This window comes from Sphingobacterium sp. UBA7631 (assembly GCF_002483935.1).
Lineage (GTDB): Bacteria > Bacteroidota > Bacteroidia > Sphingobacteriales > Sphingobacteriaceae > Sphingobacterium > Sphingobacterium multivorum.
This window is the reverse complement of the sequence record NZ_DLIX01000002.1, coordinates 368,586-387,511: the sequence shown is the minus strand read 5'-3', so window position 1 is coordinate 387,511 and position 18,926 is coordinate 368,586. Positions and strand designations below refer to the sequence as shown.

The 18,926-nt window shown below is 44.1% G+C and carries 14 protein-coding genes; 2 read left to right on the top strand and 12 right to left on the bottom strand.

Annotated features, from left to right (window positions below):
- Positions 1-149 precede the first annotated feature (149 nt).
- Complete coding sequence (locus tag B3P16_RS01795; protein WP_201639621.1) at positions 150-596, bottom strand: nuclear transport factor 2 family protein; 447 nt, start codon at positions 594-596, stop codon at positions 150-152.
- Positions 597-814: 218 nt separating this feature from the next.
- Between B3P16_RS01795 and B3P16_RS01790 the strand changes: the two genes are divergently transcribed.
- Positions 815-1,573 (top strand): type 1 glutamine amidotransferase domain-containing protein, encoded by a 759-nt coding sequence (locus B3P16_RS01790; protein WP_201639622.1) that lies wholly within the window; start codon positions 815-817, stop codon positions 1,571-1,573.
- 232 nt (positions 1,574-1,805) lie between these two features.
- Here the strand turns inward: B3P16_RS01790 and B3P16_RS01785 are convergent, their stop codons facing one another.
- From B3P16_RS01785 to B3P16_RS01745, 9 genes are all read right to left on the bottom strand, one after another.
- Positions 1,806-2,885 (bottom strand): SGNH/GDSL hydrolase family protein, encoded by a 1,080-nt coding sequence (locus B3P16_RS01785; protein WP_070566347.1) that lies wholly within the window; start codon positions 2,883-2,885, stop codon positions 1,806-1,808.
- 96 nt (positions 2,886-2,981) lie between these two features.
- Entirely contained in the window at positions 2,982-3,854 is an 873-nt protein-coding gene (locus tag B3P16_RS01780; protein WP_286841070.1) for a phosphodiester glycosidase family protein, read from the bottom strand.
- A 5-nt stretch (positions 3,855-3,859) separates the two neighbouring features.
- A complete protein-coding gene (locus B3P16_RS01775; RefSeq protein ID WP_286841068.1) occupies positions 3,860-5,008 on the bottom strand; it encodes a YdcF family protein in 1,149 nt (382 codons plus the stop codon).
- A gap of 1 nt (position 5,009) precedes the next feature.
- Positions 5,010-6,707 (bottom strand): right-handed parallel beta-helix repeat-containing protein, encoded by a 1,698-nt coding sequence (locus B3P16_RS01770; protein ID WP_070566355.1) that lies wholly within the window; start codon positions 6,705-6,707, stop codon positions 5,010-5,012.
- A gap of 25 nt (positions 6,708-6,732) precedes the next feature.
- The gene (locus B3P16_RS01765) at positions 6,733-7,659 is read right to left on the bottom strand and encodes a sugar phosphate isomerase/epimerase family protein (protein ID WP_115049872.1); all 927 of its coding nucleotides are present in this window, start codon (positions 7,657-7,659) and stop codon (positions 6,733-6,735) included.
- A gap of 1 nt (position 7,660) precedes the next feature.
- Positions 7,661-9,442, bottom strand: coding sequence for a RagB/SusD family nutrient uptake outer membrane protein (locus tag B3P16_RS01760; RefSeq protein WP_286841066.1), 1,782 nt, complete (start codon positions 9,440-9,442; stop codon positions 7,661-7,663).
- Between the two features lie 20 nt (positions 9,443-9,462).
- Positions 9,463-13,005, bottom strand: a complete 3,543-nt coding sequence (locus tag B3P16_RS01755; protein WP_286841064.1) for a TonB-dependent receptor — start codon at positions 13,003-13,005, stop codon at positions 9,463-9,465.
- Positions 13,006-13,195: 190 nt separating this feature from the next.
- A complete protein-coding gene (locus tag B3P16_RS01750; protein ID WP_286841062.1) occupies positions 13,196-14,407 on the bottom strand; it encodes a FecR family protein in 1,212 nt (403 codons plus the stop codon).
- Positions 14,408-14,560: 153 nt separating this feature from the next.
- Positions 14,561-15,103: an RNA polymerase sigma factor gene (locus B3P16_RS01745; protein ID WP_159332797.1), complete on the bottom strand. Its 543-nt coding sequence runs from the start codon at positions 15,101-15,103 to the stop codon at positions 14,561-14,563.
- Positions 15,104-15,485: 382 nt separating this feature from the next.
- Between B3P16_RS01745 and B3P16_RS01740 the strand changes: the two genes are divergently transcribed.
- Positions 15,486-15,827 (top strand): hypothetical protein, encoded by a 342-nt coding sequence (locus tag B3P16_RS01740; RefSeq protein WP_070566365.1) that lies wholly within the window; start codon positions 15,486-15,488, stop codon positions 15,825-15,827.
- 227 nt (positions 15,828-16,054) lie between these two features.
- On the opposite strand, the gene B3P16_RS01735 is transcribed toward B3P16_RS01740, so the two are convergent.
- Together B3P16_RS01735 and B3P16_RS01730 are read right to left on the bottom strand one after the other, a co-directional pair.
- Positions 16,055-17,617, bottom strand: coding sequence for a DUF4832 domain-containing protein (locus B3P16_RS01735; RefSeq protein ID WP_286841060.1), 1,563 nt, complete (start codon positions 17,615-17,617; stop codon positions 16,055-16,057).
- Positions 17,618-17,661: 44 nt separating this feature from the next.
- On the bottom strand, positions 17,662-18,876 hold the full coding sequence (locus B3P16_RS01730) for a SusE domain-containing protein (RefSeq protein ID WP_286841058.1): 1,215 nt from the start codon (positions 18,874-18,876) through the stop codon (positions 17,662-17,664).
- Positions 18,877-18,926 lie beyond the last annotated feature (50 nt).

Here is an 18,926-nt window from a genome sequence, read left to right as displayed (position 1 = left end):
AAAGCTACCCTTCTTTTAAGATCAAAAATTTGATAAAAGGCAAAAAAAAAGACATATCCCTTTACCATGGATGTTGTCTATACGCCAAAACAAAAAAGCCACATCTTCCGATATGGCTCTACAACATATATATTTATTTGAGATGGCTTCTACTTATACGAATTGATTGATTTGGAAACTTTCCAGTCATTGCCTACACGCTCCAAGGTAACTAGATCTGTTTTAGTGAAATTCTCAAATTTCAACGTCACTTTAGCCACCATATAGTCTGCGGATTCTTCTAAGATGTCTGTGCTTACTGTACAGTTCAGCTTCTCTCCTTTTTGTTTTTTCAAGGATTTAATCACTTCGCTACGGCTGTTAGACTGCGCATTGGTAGCTTGAATCTTTTGATTGAAATCAGCTGCAAACAACTGCTCTACTCCTGCTGATTCTCCCTCTGTCGTTACCGCAACGTAGTGATCTAAAGCCAAGTCCGCTGTGGAAAGGTTAACGTTTGCTTTTGCCGATTTTGTTCCCGGTCCTTCAGCTGCCATAGCGAAAGTTGATACTGTGATTAAGGCTGCCGCTGCGAATGTTTTTACTAATGAGTTCATAATGTCTTTATTTTATATTGTTAGTTTATCTGTTCTTATTTGTTGACTCAAAACTACAACACAATAGGCCCCTAGCCTATGGCCTTTAGACTAACAGACCGGAAAACTCGGTAAATAGCGGAAATGGGGAGGTGAATTTTAATTTTGTGATGTAGGTCACGGTAAATTACCATACAAAATCAAGAAATTTGTTCCAATAAGAAGAAAATCAAAGCAATATGAAAGCAAAACAACTCTTTAGGCAAATAGGAATATTTTCGGCTTTATTAATCTTAATAGTAACGCATTGCTATGCAACAAACCGAAAACCAAAAATTCTATTCGTAGTGACTAGTCACGATACAAAAGGCAATACAGGCGAAAAAACAGGTTATTATCTCGGGGAAGTCTCGCATCCATGGGAGGTTTTAACAGCTGCCGGATATGAGATTGATTTTGTTAGCCCACAGGGCGGAAATCCACCTGTGGATGGATTTGACCTAAATGATCCCGTTAACAAAAAATTCTGGGAGGATAAATACTACCACAATAAAATCACCCATTCACTCAAACCTTCTCAGGTAAAACCTGAAGAATACAAAGCCATCTTTTACGCCGGAGGACATGGTGCGATGTGGGATCTGCCTTTCGACCCATCAATCGCAAAGATTGCCACCAAGATATATGAGGCAAATGGGGTCATTGCAGCTGTATGTCATGGACCTGCAGGCTTAACCAACATCAAACTGAGCACCGGCGAATATTTGATAAAAGGGAAAAAAGTTAATGGCTTTAGCAACGAAGAAGAAGAGCTTGTCAAGCTCAGCAATGTTGTTCCCTTTTTACTAGAAGATAGACTAAAAGCAATAGGTGGGATTTATGAAAAATCCGAACCTTGGCAGTCCCATGTCACTATTGACGGCAGATTGATCACTGGGCAAAACCCGCAATCAGCCAAAGCTGTAGGCATAGCCATCGTCAAAGCATTAGCTGAATAAGGTACACCCCAAAAATAAAAACATTGCCTTTTGAAAACCATAGGGTCTGTCCAATATTTACTGTACAATTAAACGCTAACAGAAAGGGTCTGATGAGAATCAGGCCCTTTTTTTGGCTTCTAAGGGGTTTACAAATACGTCCCTGCTTCTGCAAACTGACACGATTAGATGTCTGCGTATTTCTGAAAGTCAGCGATTACTCCCGGAGTAGTAGTGGAAAGCTGGTGAAGATTTACGGACTATTTTCTAGAATCGCCTCTACTTTACGCCCGATTATTTTAAGCATCCTTTCAAATCCCACATCTGTAGGGTGGGTGCCATCCACTGTTCCTTCCGAATCATCACCTATCAAATGGTCTGTAGGTATGTAATACAAATTTTTGTAACCTGCCTGTAGCAGTCTTTCATACTGTAGCTTAAAATTCTTATTCTGCTCGGTCAATTGCGCGCTCCATTTTAAATTATAATTGCCGACCTGACGGGTAATACTCTCTATCAGCAATATGGGTACCTGAGGATGGGATTTACGAATCCGTTTCACAAAATTAAACGTTCGTTCTTTGACTTCTTCGGGACTACTATTTGGCACACAATCCATGATGAGTAGACCCATAGAATCAATATCACATAGCATATCAGCCACGGCAGGCTCCATCCGGGCATTGCCACTCACGCCCATGTTGATCACATTGGCGTTCAACCGCCGCCCTAATTGCGCTGGATAAGCTAATCCCGGGCGGCTTGCGGAAGCACCATGGACGATGCTGGAACCATAAATCACGACCTTTTTGTTAAAAGACTGTCTGGTACCAACAAAGGTGGCTTTGTCATCAATAATCAGGTCAAAATCCAATAGCTCTTTATACAAGGGAAAGTAAACAAGAAATTCTTTTTCTGTTTTCGCCATATCTTCAACAAGCGTAGCTTTACTTTCCGCCATGTTCAGATCGGGACGAGCTACCCCTGCAAAGCGCCACCCACTGGGCTCTTTTACATATACATCAAAACCCCGTGACATAATCGGCGTGGAATTATTGCCTAGCGCCGCATCCGCCGTCTTCCATCGTAAAGATAATTTGCTCGTATTGCTCTTAAACGTAATAAACATTCCTGCAGCATGGGTATATAATTTCTTTACCGCAGCAGGAAGTTGCCTGTACTTCGCTGTATCTATCCGATGAAATTTTGGTGCGTTTTCAAAAGCTCTTCCCTGCAGCTCAAATTTGGCCGACGAAATAACCTGCTGGGCGTATAAAGATACTGAGCCACAAACAAGAAGGAGGAAAAATAGGATACTTGTCTTTTTTCTCATGATGTTTCAATTAATAGCAATAGAAATGATTCTAATTGAATAGTGGCCATCTCATATTATCCATAAGATGGCCATCTACTTATAAAGGTATCGAATTTATTTCACTGTAAATACCGTAGCTACAGCGCGTTCACCTTCATGGTCAAACTTTCCATTATCTGAAGGATAGTTAACCACGCCTTCGCCCTTCACCCAAGCTGTGGAGGAACCGCCACCATCATAGTTTAACGCGGAAGTGCAGCCCAAGGCAGCCATTAACTCGCCCAGCTGGGGTATCGTCAGTCCCTGTGATTGTGATGAGCGGCCATCAATAACAGCTACAATAAGTTTATTGTCCTTGGTAAGCCCCACTGCTGTACGGGGATGTCTGCTGGTATTGAAATCTACATTCAACTGCTCCAGCACCTGACCATTCTGCATCAATAACGGGCCGCCAGCCAGTGCAGCGGTGGCGCTCAGCGTCCCCCAGCCTCCTGCGGGTTTCGGCACAATCTGATAGCTTTGCCCCGTAAAGGTAAATGCACCATTTTCACGGTAGCTATTAAATCCATTCACAGTCTGATTGATTACCTGGCCATCGTATTTGAAAAATACGGTTGATCCGCCTGTACTGGTATTAAAGTAACTGCCGTTAAATGCCACCAAAGCGCCCTTAGCCGTCGCGGCAACACTTGTTTTTAGAAATCCGGTCTTCACATAGGGAATTTCCAGCTGCATGCCTTTCTTCAGATCGATCTCAAATACATTGACATATTGTTTGGATTCAAATATCCGTGGAAATTGGTAATATTTCCACAGCACACCGTCAGCAACCGTTTTTGTATTCCAAGCTGCCGTATTGATAATCTCCGCCAAGTTTTCTTCCTGGGGAATACTGTAGTCATAGGGCAGCTGCGTTCCGCCCTCATTTTTCTTGCATGAAATAACAAGAAAAAGCAGCAATAAGCTATATATAAAATTTCTTTTCATCTTTTTTACTTTATTTCGCCGATCCACTTTAATTTTAATGGAACCACTTTTTCAATTGTTTTCTGGTTAATAGTGGATACGGCCGATTCCATATTGCGGTAAAAGACGACCTTGTTTTCTGATGGCAGTAATCTTGCCGCACTTACGTTGCCCGTCCCCCAGCTATAGGGCCAGTTGGCAAAATAGTGTTGCGGCACAGTTTCCCGCTCATACTGAAAGGCCTTTCCTTTTCGCTCCGCCAATAGCACCTTGTCCTTTCCGATCAATACCAATGATTTTCCCTGGATATACCCTGTATTGATTTGGCTCCAGTTCAATGTGTCTGGCAGCGTCAGCCATTTCTGAATCGGTTGTTCATCCAGCACCTTAAAATCTTTTTTTGAAACTTTACGGCAATAGCCATCAAAGAGGATGTACCATACGACCACGTCGTCAATATATATCGGTGGATTAAACTCTGAACTCCCTTTCAGAAAAGGAAACAGCTTCTCCACTGGACTGACACTATAGCTTGTGTTAGCTACATCCGTTGTGTAGACCATATCCTGTGTGAGATAATAGGTGCTGTCTTTTTTTGTCCATACCGCTTCCGGTGTCAGCCAGGTGCCTTTTAACGTAAAAAGATGGTTGTCATCGTAAGCGTTAAATATTCCGCCATAATCAAGACGGTCTTCCTTTTTGGGCTGAATAGCACCTTCAATAAAAAATTTCGCTGTCACCCCATCGTATTTTTCCAGGCGTGCAGCAACAGCGATCGCATGCCAGTGGTTGGAAACAACATACACCGTATCTCCAGGCTGGATGATTCGCTCTCCAGCGTTATTTTTGAGGCGTCTGCTGAAAATATAATTCTGCACCGTCGTCTTGGAGTTTTCCTCCTTGAAGATCAATGCCGCAGGTACCCCCTTGCTGACCAATTGCAGCGCCATGGACGAAGCTTCACAAATCTTGGAACCGTGCGCACCACAACCTCCAGACACCACAATAGCATCTATCGGCCGGATATGGTAGAGCTGGGCAGCAACATCTACCCGCTGGGCCAATACCTCAGGATCGGCTGAACCCAATAATAGCAGGATATTCTTGTGCTCAGCAGCTCGGCTGTTGCCCAATAGAAGAAGGGTAAGGATAAATAAACAGCTTAATTGTTTCATCTTATTTCACTTTTGCACCCATCCAAGTAGAAGAGCGCGGGTTATTATTGATATCTTGTTGCATGCGACTATCGTCCAATGCCGGCTTATATTTCTTGGCAAGCTCCAGCAATCCGGATGAGCTTAAACCATAACTCATGGACGGATTTTCGGCACCGATGGGCAGGTAATCCGGATTCAGCATGGTCGCAGGTTCAAAGCTTAGCTTTGGAACAATGCTTCCATCAGCGCCATACACCGCCTTCGTAGCAACAGTGTGCTGGATTAATGGAACAACAGCAATGTTATCCGAATAAGCATCAACATCGCTTGAACTGCCCGCCTGAATATTGCCCGAAACGATTGAATTGATCAAAGTCAAGTTGTTGACATTGCTGCGGCGATAGACACCTCCGCCGGGACCAACAACGGCATTCTTGGTAATGGTTGTACTGATTACGTCTGCCTGACAGTTATCATACAGCATCAGTCCGCCACCGCCGTTGGCTGATGTACTTGAATTTTCAGCCAGCAGGCAATTAACAAATACCCCTTTTGATTTTTCACGCAGATAAACCCCTGCTCCATAGGATGTATTTGAATTGCCAACCACCTCACAATTATAGAGTGTAATAGCTGCATTTGGATAAGCGTGTAAGCCCCCTGCGGTGCCTTTGGCACTATTGTGATTAAACTGGCTATCGTAGGCAATCAGTGACCCATCGGCGATCCATAGTCCGCCACCGTTATTTCCGCTGTTGCTATTATTGTTGATGCGACAATTTTCCAACCTGAGCTGGGCACCTGAAAACGCATAGATGCCGGCAGCAAAACCTGCAGTTCCCTTATCTGCGGTCGCTTTATTATCAATCACCTCCACATTTTTGAGCAGAACCCTGGCCATACCAATTAACATACCGCCACCTTGGCCACGGCTGAATTTTACGTTATCGATCGTTGTACTGGCACTGCGGTCGGTGGCATTTCCCCCTTTGATGCTGATATTTTCCAGCATAACCTGATTTTCAGGATCCGGGGTTGCCGTCACTGTGACTGTGTGAAACACCGATTTTCCACTGGAAAGCTTCCCCTGAAAGATGGTTTTATACAAGGCCGGATTGGGCTGATCTCCAGGTTTGACATTGGCCGCGTATCCGCCTATTAGGCTGACATTTTTTGCGATCTCTATGGTTTTATCGGATTCCTCATTCACATCACCATTGCGAATGGTTCTAGTTGGAATATAGGTTCCCTCGGCCAAGAATAGGGTACTGCCTGTCGTTGCTTTTTCGAGTGCCTGATCGAGATCTGTAGCACTACTCCACGAACTGCCATCTCCCTTACCTGCGGGAGTCACATAAAAAACGGGCACTTTTCCGGATTCCTGCAAAATCAAGATCTCCTGCGATACATTATCGTTCAGCCTGAGCAGCAAAGTCGCCGAACGTTCATCCTCCGAATTTTTCGAAACAGAAAACCGGATCTTATTTTTCCCTTTGGGATACACCGTACTATCCAGTTTGATCCAGTCTTTGTCGCTACTGACGGTAATCGTTGCATTCGCCAAGATGTCCAACTGATAGGTATCGGCCCTACTGCCGACCTCCATATAATCCCGATCGACCAGGAGCCGCTGCTCACTTTCGATTTTATCTTTTTTACAGCTCTGTATGCCTAAGGCAGACAAAAGAACCATAAAAATATATAACGATTTTTTCATTATAATCAATGTTTTTTGAACCTACTTATTGTTTTGTGTTGCTATAAATCTGCTGCAGCTGACGGTAACATTCAATCAGCTGGGCTGTGGTTTCATAATGACACTCAAACATGAATACACCTTTATATTTAATTTTTTCCAGTGCGGCCAATATGGTATTCCAGTCATTCTGCCCTTTACCATTACAAGGCAGGTAGTGACTTTCCTTTGTTCCATCCCCATCCGCGACATGAAGCGTCTTGACGCGCGGTCCAAAAGCCAAAAGCAGCCGCTCGGGATGTGCAATATGGTTCATATCCACTGCAATGCCAACCTGATCAGGAAAGCGGGCAAAAAGTTCCTGACATTCTTCTACGGTCCGCAGTAGGGGTCGTTCCCGCTCCCCTACCGTCAGCGAAGGCCCGAGCATATTTTCGATGACGAGTTGAAGCCCTGCCCCCGATACCGCCGTGTACAACTCATTGACAGAACGTACCAGCTGCTCCTTGCGGGCCTCGCGTCTGTTGGGTTCGAGATAATAGGATGGGTGAAACAGAATCACCTGCGGATGAAGACGGTAAAGACCTTCCAGTAGCTGCAAATGCATTCGCATCACCTGCTGCCGCTGCTGTTCGTCCAGCGTAGAGATATCTATTTTGGCGGAAAAGGGCATATGGATAGACCATACCTTCACCGCAGCTTTTTTCAGTACAATGGCCAACGAATCGCATTTAAGCAACCATTCAGCCTGCGGGATTTTTAAACTGAGGTCTGCATTGACGAAGCTTCCGAGACCTGCAATCTCTATATAATCCATACCAGCTTCTTTGTCTGCTTTTAGCTTTTCAAATGCTATCTTCCGGATATCAAGAGAGTAGCCAACGGCATAATCAGGCCGATCCTGTTTTTGACAGTACGTATATCCAGGGATCAAAAGATAACAGAGGATCGAAATAAAAATAAGTTGTTTCATGTTATCTGTATAATTTCTCCCATTCAGGATTTTGTTTCAAATTTGGGTTTAACTTGATATCTTCGATTGGGATCGGTGCATAGTAATCACGTTTTTCATCAAACTTACCCCGTTGATAAAATGGATCAAGTGACCCCTTATTGGCATTCTGTGTATTCGAAACTGGGTCCCAAAGTGTCCGCTGATTGATATTGATCAAGGTGGTCACCGTACCCGGTGCACCCGATGTATTACCTGTATGGACATACACATCCGCCTTGCCATCTCCTGTAAAATCATAAGCTCCGATACCGGGAAAATAAACCCCGACAATAGGCTGATTCAGTTTGGATCCGGCTTTCCATCGCATTAAGTCATCCCAGCGCTGTCCTTCGTTGAACAATTCGATCCGTCTTTCGCGCCGTATTTCCAAAAGAACTCCCCTGAATGCACCAGCATCAACATTGGGATACATGGCCAGCACATAGGGGTCAGGGTTAGCATTCGCTTCAGCGAGGGATAGCATCGGCATCCCCGCACGGCTACGCAACTTATTGACCGTCAAGTCAAGGTCGCTTTGACTGATCGTCCCAAGTTCGGCTTTTGCTTCGGCATTGATCAGCAGTGCCTCCGCATAACGGAATAAGATGACATCAAAATAGGAGGCCGATACGCCCCATTGCAATTTATCCGGCAATGCCTTGATCAGACGGTAGCCTGTCGTGGTGATCGTCAAGTTGACAGGCTCATTCGCTGTTTCGCCGTTAGCTCGGAAGTCTGGCCCCGCTGTTGTCTGTGTAAGCCTTGGATCTCTATTCTGCATTTCTTGATAGAATTCCATGGTCTTGTAACCTGATCTATCCGTAAAACGGCTTCCATCCTTCATCAGATAGCTATTGATCATATCTTTGGCGATACCGTACGCCCCCGAAGTTGCTGAGGTAAAGGAATAGCCAAGGCCATGCACACGCATGCCCAGTTCAAAATCAATGGCAAGGATAGTCTCCACCTGATCCTGATTATTTCGGGCGAATAGATTCCGATAGGCTTGATCCGCACCGCCCTGGCTGTACAAGGTATAGGCCCCACTATTCATCAATTCGGTCGATGCACTAACAGCCTCATTCAGGAACTTTTCATGTCCTGCGATCTGATGGTATTTTCTAAATGTTCCTTCAAAGAGTGCCACCCTTGCTTTCAGCAGCAGCGCCGTGTATTTAGTGATCAAGTTAAGCCGTTTTTCAGCTGGTATATTTTCGATCGCATAGTCCAGATCGGCCATAATGGAATCCATCACCAGCTGCCGGGTGTCCCTAGCCTTGAAAAGGTCTTCATCTTTGGCACTCAGCACCTTTCCGTACCAGGGCACGTCACCGAAAGTTTTCACCTTATCGTAATAAAAATTCGCTCTAAAAAAACGGGCTATGCCGCCGTATTTCTTTTGTGCTACAGCGTCGGGAACTTTATGGTAGTTGGCCAGAAAATAATTGATCTTGCGCAACTGGCTCCAGGACCAACCGCCCGAACCGCTTCCCACGGGGACAGTTCGATTGCCCTTGATCCGGTCGGCAACCGTAAGGGGTATCATATTATCCGAATTACCATCGTTTGTATACCAGGATTCATTGGGTAAAAAGGTGTAAAAATCATTGGTGGCCACCTCCAGATCCTTTGCTGTATTGAAAAAATAAGGCGCTTCCACCTGGTCCTCCGAGGGACGGTCCAAATAATCTTTCTGACAAGCTGCCAGCGATAGCAAGATCAACAGACCAAGTAGTTTATAGGTGTTTGTTGTAAGTTTCATTATCATTGCGTTGTCAAGTATTAAAGCGTAAGCATTAAACCAAAAGAATAAGTTTTACCCATGGGATAGTCCCGTAGCAGTCCCCGCTCCGAGGAATCCGCAGGATCATTGGCACTTGCAGGCGAATTATAATTGATCATTGCACCTGCTTGTTCGGGATCTATATACTTCGTCAGATGGCCAAAGTTCCAGGTCAACAGATTCTCGCCGCTGAAGTAAAACCGTAATTTTTCAACTTTATAGCGCCTTGTCCATTTCTGCGGTAAGGTGTATCCCAACGTAAAATTTTTCATCCGTAGGAACCCAACATTGGTCAGGTAATAGTCGTTCAATTCGTACAGCGACCTTCCACTCTGCAGCGACGAGTATCCCCGATAGATCTGTGGATACCTGTTCCCTTTATTGTCCGGCGTCCATGCATTATCTACCAAGTCTTTGCGTACAAAGGAAAGATATGGGCGCTGGTAGGAACCCCAGTATAAATCTCCTGTCGGGTACCAATCCTGTTTGGCAACACCAGCAAAGGCTGCCGAGAGATCAAAATTATTCCAGGAAGCACTCATATTGATTCCAAATGGAAATTTCGGCATGGCATTACCAATGGGTTTAATATCACCGTGGTTGGCAAGCGTATTATCGCCTTTGTCGATGCGTCCATCACCATTGAGATCCACGTATTTCACATCGCCGCCGCGCAACATATTCCATTCACTATTTTGCGACACACTCAGAATATCATTATATACTTTGGAGAGGGACAATTGTGGATCCTGGAAACTATTCTGGTAGCTCAATGCCTCCGCATCGGACTGAAACTGTCCGTCGATATGGTATCCCCAGATCTGCCCTAGCACCTGTCCTTCGTAATAGGAGCTCAACAAGCCTTGTGGATTATTATATTTCGTAATGATCCCTTTAAAATTAGTGGTATTTGCGGCGATGTTGAAACGAAAGGGTGAGCCGGCAAGGTCAAATTTATCCTGGTAGCTTACCCCCACTTCAAAACCTTTATTGCGCAAAGCAGCATAGTTTTCACGCGGTTCATTAGCTCCAAATACCGCTGGAAGTGGCTGCCCCGGAAGATACATGCCTTCAACATCCTTCTGATACCAGTCAAAGTTGATATTTAGCTTGTTCTGGATCAGCCCAAGATCAACGCCAAAGTCAATGCTTTTGGTCCGTTCCCAGGTGACGACATTCGGCAACGGTGCCGGTGTACTCGCCCCGATAAGACGGGAGCCTCCATTTAGCCAAGCCAACTGCTGCACCGTCATCAATTCTTTAAAGGTATTGACACCTACAGTCTGGTTGCCGAGCTTGCCATAAGAAGCTCTGAGTTTTAAGGTAGGTATACTGCCTTTGATCGATTCCCAGAAGTGCTCACGATCTAGCTGCCAGCCTAATGAGACGGAGGGAAAAAATCCCCATCGGCTCCCGCTTGGAAAGCGTGACGAACCATCATACCGTGAATTTATTTCCAGCAGGTATTTATTATCGTAGGCATAATTAAAACGGCCAAATACACCCTGAATAGCCCAATTTTCAGCTGTTCCACTCAGGCTATACATGGAAGTCCCCAGCGCCAGGTTGGATAGATCTTCGATCAGCAGGTCGTCCATGGCCCCGGCGATACGGTCCCGGTCAAAGGATTCCTGATTGTAGCCTACCAATAATTTGAACTGATGTTTTTGCGCCACACTTTTTTCGTAGGTCGCAAACAGGTTCATCGCGTTATATTTGTCTTTCCAGCGGTATTCTGTCAGACGGTTGAGCCCTGCTGTCGTATAATTGAGCTTGTTGCCCGAATAGTAACTAAAGGGGTTGAGGCGTGTGCTCCGTGAAAAGTTTTCGATACGGTTGCTATAATCAAAATTTACCTGTAGGCCTTTCATTGGCTTGAGCAGGACACGGAAGGTATTGGTAAACTCTTCACTATTGCGTACCTCCCAGCTTTTTCCGGATTCCAGCCCTGCATTGGCTCCCTGACCGCCAGTACCCACACCGATATCCGTTGGAATACCATCGACAAAATTGGGGTAAAAAGGCATTAGATTATACCAGGTCGTCGTGCTCCAAAGTCCCCCCAGACCATTACTGTACCCCCCATATTCTTTATCCTTTTCGTTGATGAACTGCGCATTGTTTGAAATTTCCAACCAGCTGTTGGGCGTGAATACCAAATTGGATTTCATATTCTGGCGATCCATATTCGCATCGTCATTGATATTGTTGATCGTTTCCCGTTTGAATACACGTCCAGAGAGATAGGCTTTCAACTTTTCACTGCCACCTGAAATGGCGATATTATGGAAGTTGGAGGGCTGATATTTTTTAAATAGGTAATCCCACCAGTTGGTCTTATAGAAAAATTTATAGGTTCCGTCTGTCTGTTTCTCATGAAAGGGCGCAATCTCACCTGCAGCCACCATTTTAATTGCGTCCCAGTCCATTGCATTGTAACGTGTATAGGAACTGCCGTTATAACCATACAGTGCGGCATCTACTGTTTTACCATAGACATAGGGATCGGAGATATAGTCGGTACGGGAGGCGGGTGTAGTCCAGGCAAAATTATTGACATAATCGACCTTAACTGTTCCTGCCTTTCCTTTTTTGGTGGTGACCAAGATGACTCCAAAAGCACCACGGGCTCCATAAATGGCCGCCGAAGCAGCATCTTTCAGGACAGAAACACTTTCAATATCGTTGGGATTAACCCGTGTGATATTCCCTTCGATCCCGTCGATCAATACCAGCGGGCCGCCCTCATTGATGGAATTGAATCCCCGCACATTGATATCGGGTGTTTTGGATGGATCACCGCTGTTGAGCTGTATATTCAAGCCCGGCATAAGTCCCTGGAGTGTACCTGCAATATTTGCACTTGGACGCAGCGCGATATCATCCGCATTGACCTGCGACACAGCTCCCGTCAGATTGGCTCTTTTCTGTACACCGTAGCCCACGACGACAACTTCTTCCATTGCATTGATAGCCGGCTTCATGGTCACATGCAATGTCGACTGCTTTGCCAGCGCTATTTCCAGCGGCTGATAGCCAACCATCGTAAATACAAGTATGGCATCCGGGCTGCTGACCTGGATCTGAAAGCTGCCATCCTCCCGACTGAGTGTTTTCTCCTTTTTGCCTTTTTCACTGATAGTAACATTGTCCAACGGTCGGCCCTGATCGTCTTTGACAAATCCTTTGACCGGGTACAGCTGCGGAGCCTCCGTAACCGATACCTGGCGAACGGGCTGATCCACTTGTTTATTCAAGACAATATTTTTATCCGCTTTGACATAAGATAACTGCAACTGGGCCAATAGATCTTTCAAGGCTTCTTCAAAAGAAATATTGTGGTAGCTCACGCTGATACGGTCGTCTTTTGCGATCAGCGATTCGTTGTAAAAAATATTGTATCCGCTTTGCTTCTGCAGTTCTTTCAAGACAGCACTCACTTTCACATTATTCCGCTTCAGATTGACGGTCTGGCCAAAAGAAAATGCATGCAGCTGCAAATTGGCTGCGAATAAGAGAGGAATTGCTAATGACAATTTCATAGAAATTGGTATTTTCTGGGATCTTACCTGACATAATTGGGTCGGTCCGATCAATTTTTTTTTATTAAATTGCATTCGGTTGAGATAAAATTTAACGGTTTTACTATTCATCCATGTCGAGAAAAAGACAAAACTTTCAGGGGCGTTGGCGCGCTCCTGATTGTTATATATGCTTCCCTTCTCATCAGCGTTAGTTTAGCACATATATCCTCCTTCCTTTACGTTCGAAATGTACGCCACCGGCGAGAGAAATTGTTTTCAACAATTTATCGATATTTTCATAGCGGGAGATTGTCCCGGAGAAGTGCTGTCCCTGCAGCTGATCTTGGTAACTGATCTCGACATCATACCAGCGTGCTACCTCGTCCATGACCGTTTGAATGGATGCATTATCAAAAGCAAAATTTCCATTTTTCCAGGCAAGACTATAGAACGGATCCACTTGTTCCTTTTTCACGCTCTTGCGGCTTTTATCGAAAACGACCTGGTCATTGGGCGCTAGGACCTGTTCTTTCAAGGCAGCATCGCCAAAAGATAGCTTGACTTTTCCTTCTACCAACGTGGTAACGATTTGATCCCCAAAACTCCTGATGTTAAAATGTGTTCCAAGAACCTCGAGTGTCTGTGCTCCACTTTGCACGATAAAAGGTACCCGTTTGCCTTTATTGTCCATTTTAGCCACTTCAAAATAGGCTTCACCTTCGAGCTGCACCGACCGCAACTTCGCATCAAATTTTACAGGATATTTGATCTTACTGCCTGCATTGAGCTGCACAAGACTTCCGTCGGCCATCTTTAATGTATACTCTCCACCTCTAGGGGTTACGACCGTATTGTAGACGATGTTATTTGTTGGTGACAACATGTCTTTGAGCTTATAACTGATTTGACCTTTGTTATCTTTGGTGATCAAATATTCGCCTTGGTCAAGGACTGTATCCGCATGGAGCAAACTGAGGTCGATCTGTTTTCCATCTTCAAGAATGATTATGGCTTTATCAGAACCCGGTACGATCGACACCGTAGACAGCTGCTCTTTTGGCTGCATATCCACGGTATAAAAGTTGTAGTAGCCCCATAGCACGGCTCCGCAGAACGCAAGAAAGATTGCCGCCACCTGCCACCATCTACTCCTGAAATTAAAATGTCCATCTGTAGTTCTTTGGTACGTAGATGCAGGTGTTGCTAATCTCGGATCGGCTAATATATTTTCCATCATCCGATGTGGATCGGGGTATGTTGCGGGCTTTGCAGGGTACGAGTTCTCTCGCCAGACTTTCTCCCAAGCCTGCAGAAATGCAGGATCATCCATTAATCCTACAAGCAGTTCCTGTTCTTCTTTGCTGGCTTGATCAGCAAGATATTTACGTATTAATTGGCTGTATTGTTCAATTTGGTTCATTCCTTTGGATCGATTTCAACTACATAATCGCACGAAGCCGGAAAAAGTACCAATAGAAAAAATTTTTTTTTACGGATTTTAGGCGACCTAACTTTTTAGCCCCCTGAGATGGCTAATTACAACTACAGGAAAAGAGGTGGCAACCCGAGTTGCTTAGAAAAAAAAGATGGAAAGGATTTTATCCAGCTTGAACCGGACAAATTTTGAGGCGAGACTGAGGTGATTACGCACGGTATTTTTGGAGAGCCCTTCTTCATCGGCAATTTCCTGATAAGATTGATCTTCAAACTTGCTCCGCCGGTAAACTGCCTGCTGCTGTGGAGGCAATTGTGCAATAATAGATTCTAAGATGACCTGTAGCTCTTTGCCATCCAATTCTTCCTGGAGCGAAAAAGAACTTTCAGGCCAACTGTGCTGAAGCGACTGCAGATAGTTGGATCGGACCAGCGATTTACGGAAATTGGATATGGCCATTCTCTTTGAAATAGCAAATAGAAAGGGAAAAATGGCTTCCGGACCGGAGAGCTGCATTCTTTTTAAATAAAATTCAATAAAAACTTCCTGTGTGACCTCCTCCGCATCACTGTCACTTTTGCAGAGTTGTCTGACTTTAAAATAAATAATCGGCTGATAATAATTGAACACAATACCAAAAATAGACTGATCTCCAGCTTGTAATAAGAGAAAATCGTCCATTGATATGGAAATATGTTTCAGTCCAACGATCATGAATTCGGTATATTTAATTGATGCAAATTAACCTAACAGATGTTAATTTCATATAAAATTAACATTAATATCCATAATTACGAGCTCAGTCGCCTTATAAAAAAACAGAGCTGTCCAAGTAGATTGGATCGCTATTATTACATGAAGTAAGGCTATTGAAGTTACTTGACCAACTAGCTCTCGATTTTACCGGATAAACTAATATCGAATAAGTCAGCGCGAATAATAGATCAACCCTCGCGAATACCAATCGTTTACGTCAGTCAATTTCCATGTCCTTATTTTTATTAATAGATAATTACAACATGCTCAAAAGGCATATATGGTTTAACAAAAAAACTTAAAAACAATGAAAAAGTTATTGATGAGTCTGATAGCCGTAGCTGCGCTATCGACAGCGGCTTTTGCAGGCACGGAGACAAAAGCACCAAAAGAAAATGCAGAAGTAAAAACAAGTACTTCCGCAGCAACTGAAAACACAAACAAAGTTGAAGTTGCCGAATTAACAAAGGAAAACAATGCAAAGTTTTTAACAAAGTGTGTTTATACGCTAACTGTCTACAATAGTAGTGGCCAAGTGATTGACACTTTCACTTCGCAAACCTATGTCGAAAATTCCTGTTCAGGATTCTTCGACAACTGCAGAACAATTTACAGACATATGCTTGCCCATGGTGAATTAGGAATATAGTCTGCAAATTATATTTCATTCGAATTATAATTGCTAAAACATAGCGGGGCTTAGGCCTCGCTATGTAGTCATGCGTTGATGTCGGCCTATTCCAAAAGATTTATCAATGCTTACCTTCTTTGACATGTGTGCAATTTCAGCTGCTTACATGCAATTCAAAAATCCTTAATGGAAAACAGCTACCAATCAATCATTTGATAGCTGTTTCTAACAATCTCTGCTTAATTTTATTGTACCTGCACCTTCAATAGTTTTAACCATCCGGTATTGGTCACATCACCATTTACGGCAAGTTTTATGCCCGGCTGGTTTTCATTTGAGGTATCGACAATAGCAATGGCCCAAGTATAGTTTCCAGCGGGAAGGCCAACCTTGGCTTTTAATTCGTACGCTATTGGATTATTCTTAAGCCAGGTTGAAGGTTCTCCTTTATCATCTACAAAAACTTCTTTCACCTTATTTTCTTCATCCAGCAGTGCAAAAGCTACCTTATATTTATAGTTCCATTGGGGAATATTGTTCGGAAAATACCCCCAGCCCATATTCCGCCAGCGATGGTTAATCGTCGTTTCGGTACCGGTATTGACTTTCTCCGGTAAATAGACGCGATCGGGATATAAACGATACCCCCCTTCAGAAATAAAACGTTGGCATAATGTAAAGGACTTGGTGAACCAGCTTTCAATTTCACCGATACGGAAATCCATCATGTTTACAGCGGCTTCCAAAGAGCTGTCAAATTCGCCCTGCCGAACATCTTCGGGATGGTTTTCCCTATATTTACCACTTGAGTCAGTCCAGTAGCGATGGGTACCTGTGGTAATCCAACCGCCTTCCATAATAATCGGACGTTTAAAATTCCAAACCTTAGCAAAATTTTTCTCCCAGCTTTGATAATAATCGGTCATTCCAAAGGCATCCTGACGCAGGCTGTATCCTTTGCTGATCATCTTATTCAACAACTTCTCCGAATTCGGATTTGGAGCTCCATTGCCCGCTGGGTCGCCAACTACGCGATGATAATTGATTAGCAAGGGGACCTTTGTAAAATTCTTTGAATAAACATCCGAAATCCAATCGACGACTTCTTCTTTGATGGCCTCAATATTTTGACCAGAGGGGTTATTGGGATCTTCATATATTACACTGTGCCCCTCGCCCCACAATCCGAGTCCATAGGCATCTACAAAGGATGTTTTATTTAAATCATTAAAATCCTTAGCTAATTCTTCGATCAGCTTGCTATAATATTTCCTAAAAACAGGGTCTTGCAGCACCGGCGTTTTTCTGTCCGGAAAAGATGCATTGGCCACATAATACTTGGCGCCTGCATCAAAAACAAACTGCGGCGTATTTGCTCCTTGATCGCGACCGTCGACCACGATACGAAAGGCGATTGGCAATCCTTTATCTTGTGCCCCTTTGATCATTTTATAGATTGCGGTGCTGGGATCCCTCCAGGCATATACGCCATCTACAGGATTAAAAGTTCGCCAGCTGGTACGGATATAACAGGCAGATGCATAGTCAATTGCTTTGACCGTTTTACCTAAGTCAGGTACATAGAATTGGGTGTCCCAATAAGAGGGATTGCCCGAAGCTGAGGCATACATGACCCAACCATTTAAAGGGTTACGAAACATGGCACTCCTGTTGTAACTGGGCTTCACCAAGGTGCCCGACAGTGCTCTTTCAGTTTCGGCGCCTTCTTTCTTACATGACACTGCTAGAAAGCAAAGCATAACAGTAAATGCTTTGAAACAGGCTTTTTTATAATTTATATTTTTCACTTTCAAAAATGTTAAAGTTAATTTATGCGTTTGGATACGGTTGCTTACCGTTTTAACGCCAGAATTGTCATGTTTCTTAAATCAAAAATCAGCACATTGGTCGTCGCCGGGATAGTGAAATAAGAATTGCGATTTGCACTCGAATTGCCCCCGCCCAGTTCAGTTGCTTTTCCCAGAGTGAGCGTCAAGGTCTGGGCCACCCCCGCAGACGTGAGCGGAGCACTAAATGCGTAAGCCAGGTTTTTGTTATTACTGTTATCTCCAGTCACGATAAACTTCGTAGTCCCTACTTTACCACCGGTATAAACCAAAACTTGCGGATCGGCCAAACTTACTTGGCAATCCATTTTAACCGGAGTTCCCCAGCCATTGATACTTCCGTGCATCCATAAATCTGTCACCGTTGTCGTATAAGGTTGATCACCTGTCCAGGTCACGGTCTTTGCTGCAAGCATTTTTGTGGGTGAATAGATTGTTGCTGTGGCCTTTTGCATGTTGACCACGACACGGTATTCTCCAGCAGTTTCTATTTTCCAGGAGAACACACGTTCCCTCATCTTAATACCAACAGCATTCCCATCGCTTAATGAGGTGCTTCCATCGGAAGTAACGACGTAATTGGTCTCACCGTTAAATTCTACCGGAATTTCGAGTTCGCCCGGCTGCAAATTCAAGACATAGGCATACTGATCCAAATTTTCCAGTGTTTTTGGCATCTCCACCTTGTTTCCGCCAACGGCACTTCCGCTCAAGAACACTTTATCGGCATCAAAAACAACCGCCTTGATCGGATTTACTGTAATTCTTACGGTACGTACTTCGGGTGCCTCAAAAGTAGCACCGCTCTCCCATTGGGCGACCACTCTAAACTCCAGCGTAAAGCTCTTATTTGCGGGTATGCCCCACTTTTCGTTTGCCCAATTTTGCAATTGCTCGGAAGTAAAGCTTCTGCTGAATACATTATCGTCTTCATAATTGAATATGGCTGTACCAGTCCCAAAATTATTTCCCACAACATCCAACATGGTACTGTAGCTGATCAAATGATCATCTGACTGCGCCCTGGCGGGCTTCCAGTTAAATGTGACGATATCTTTGGTCAAATTGACCTCGTCCAACGTAATGTTTTCCGACGAAGGCTGAAGGGCCATCGTTTCATTGACTTTGGGTATATCCTGAATTTCCTGTTTGCAGGATAACTGGCAAAGTACCATGCTTAAGAAAAATAAGGTTTTGTATAAATAATTGATGATTTTCATTGATTTATATTTTTGCTAACGTTTGGATAGAATCATGCGCCTGACTGGCG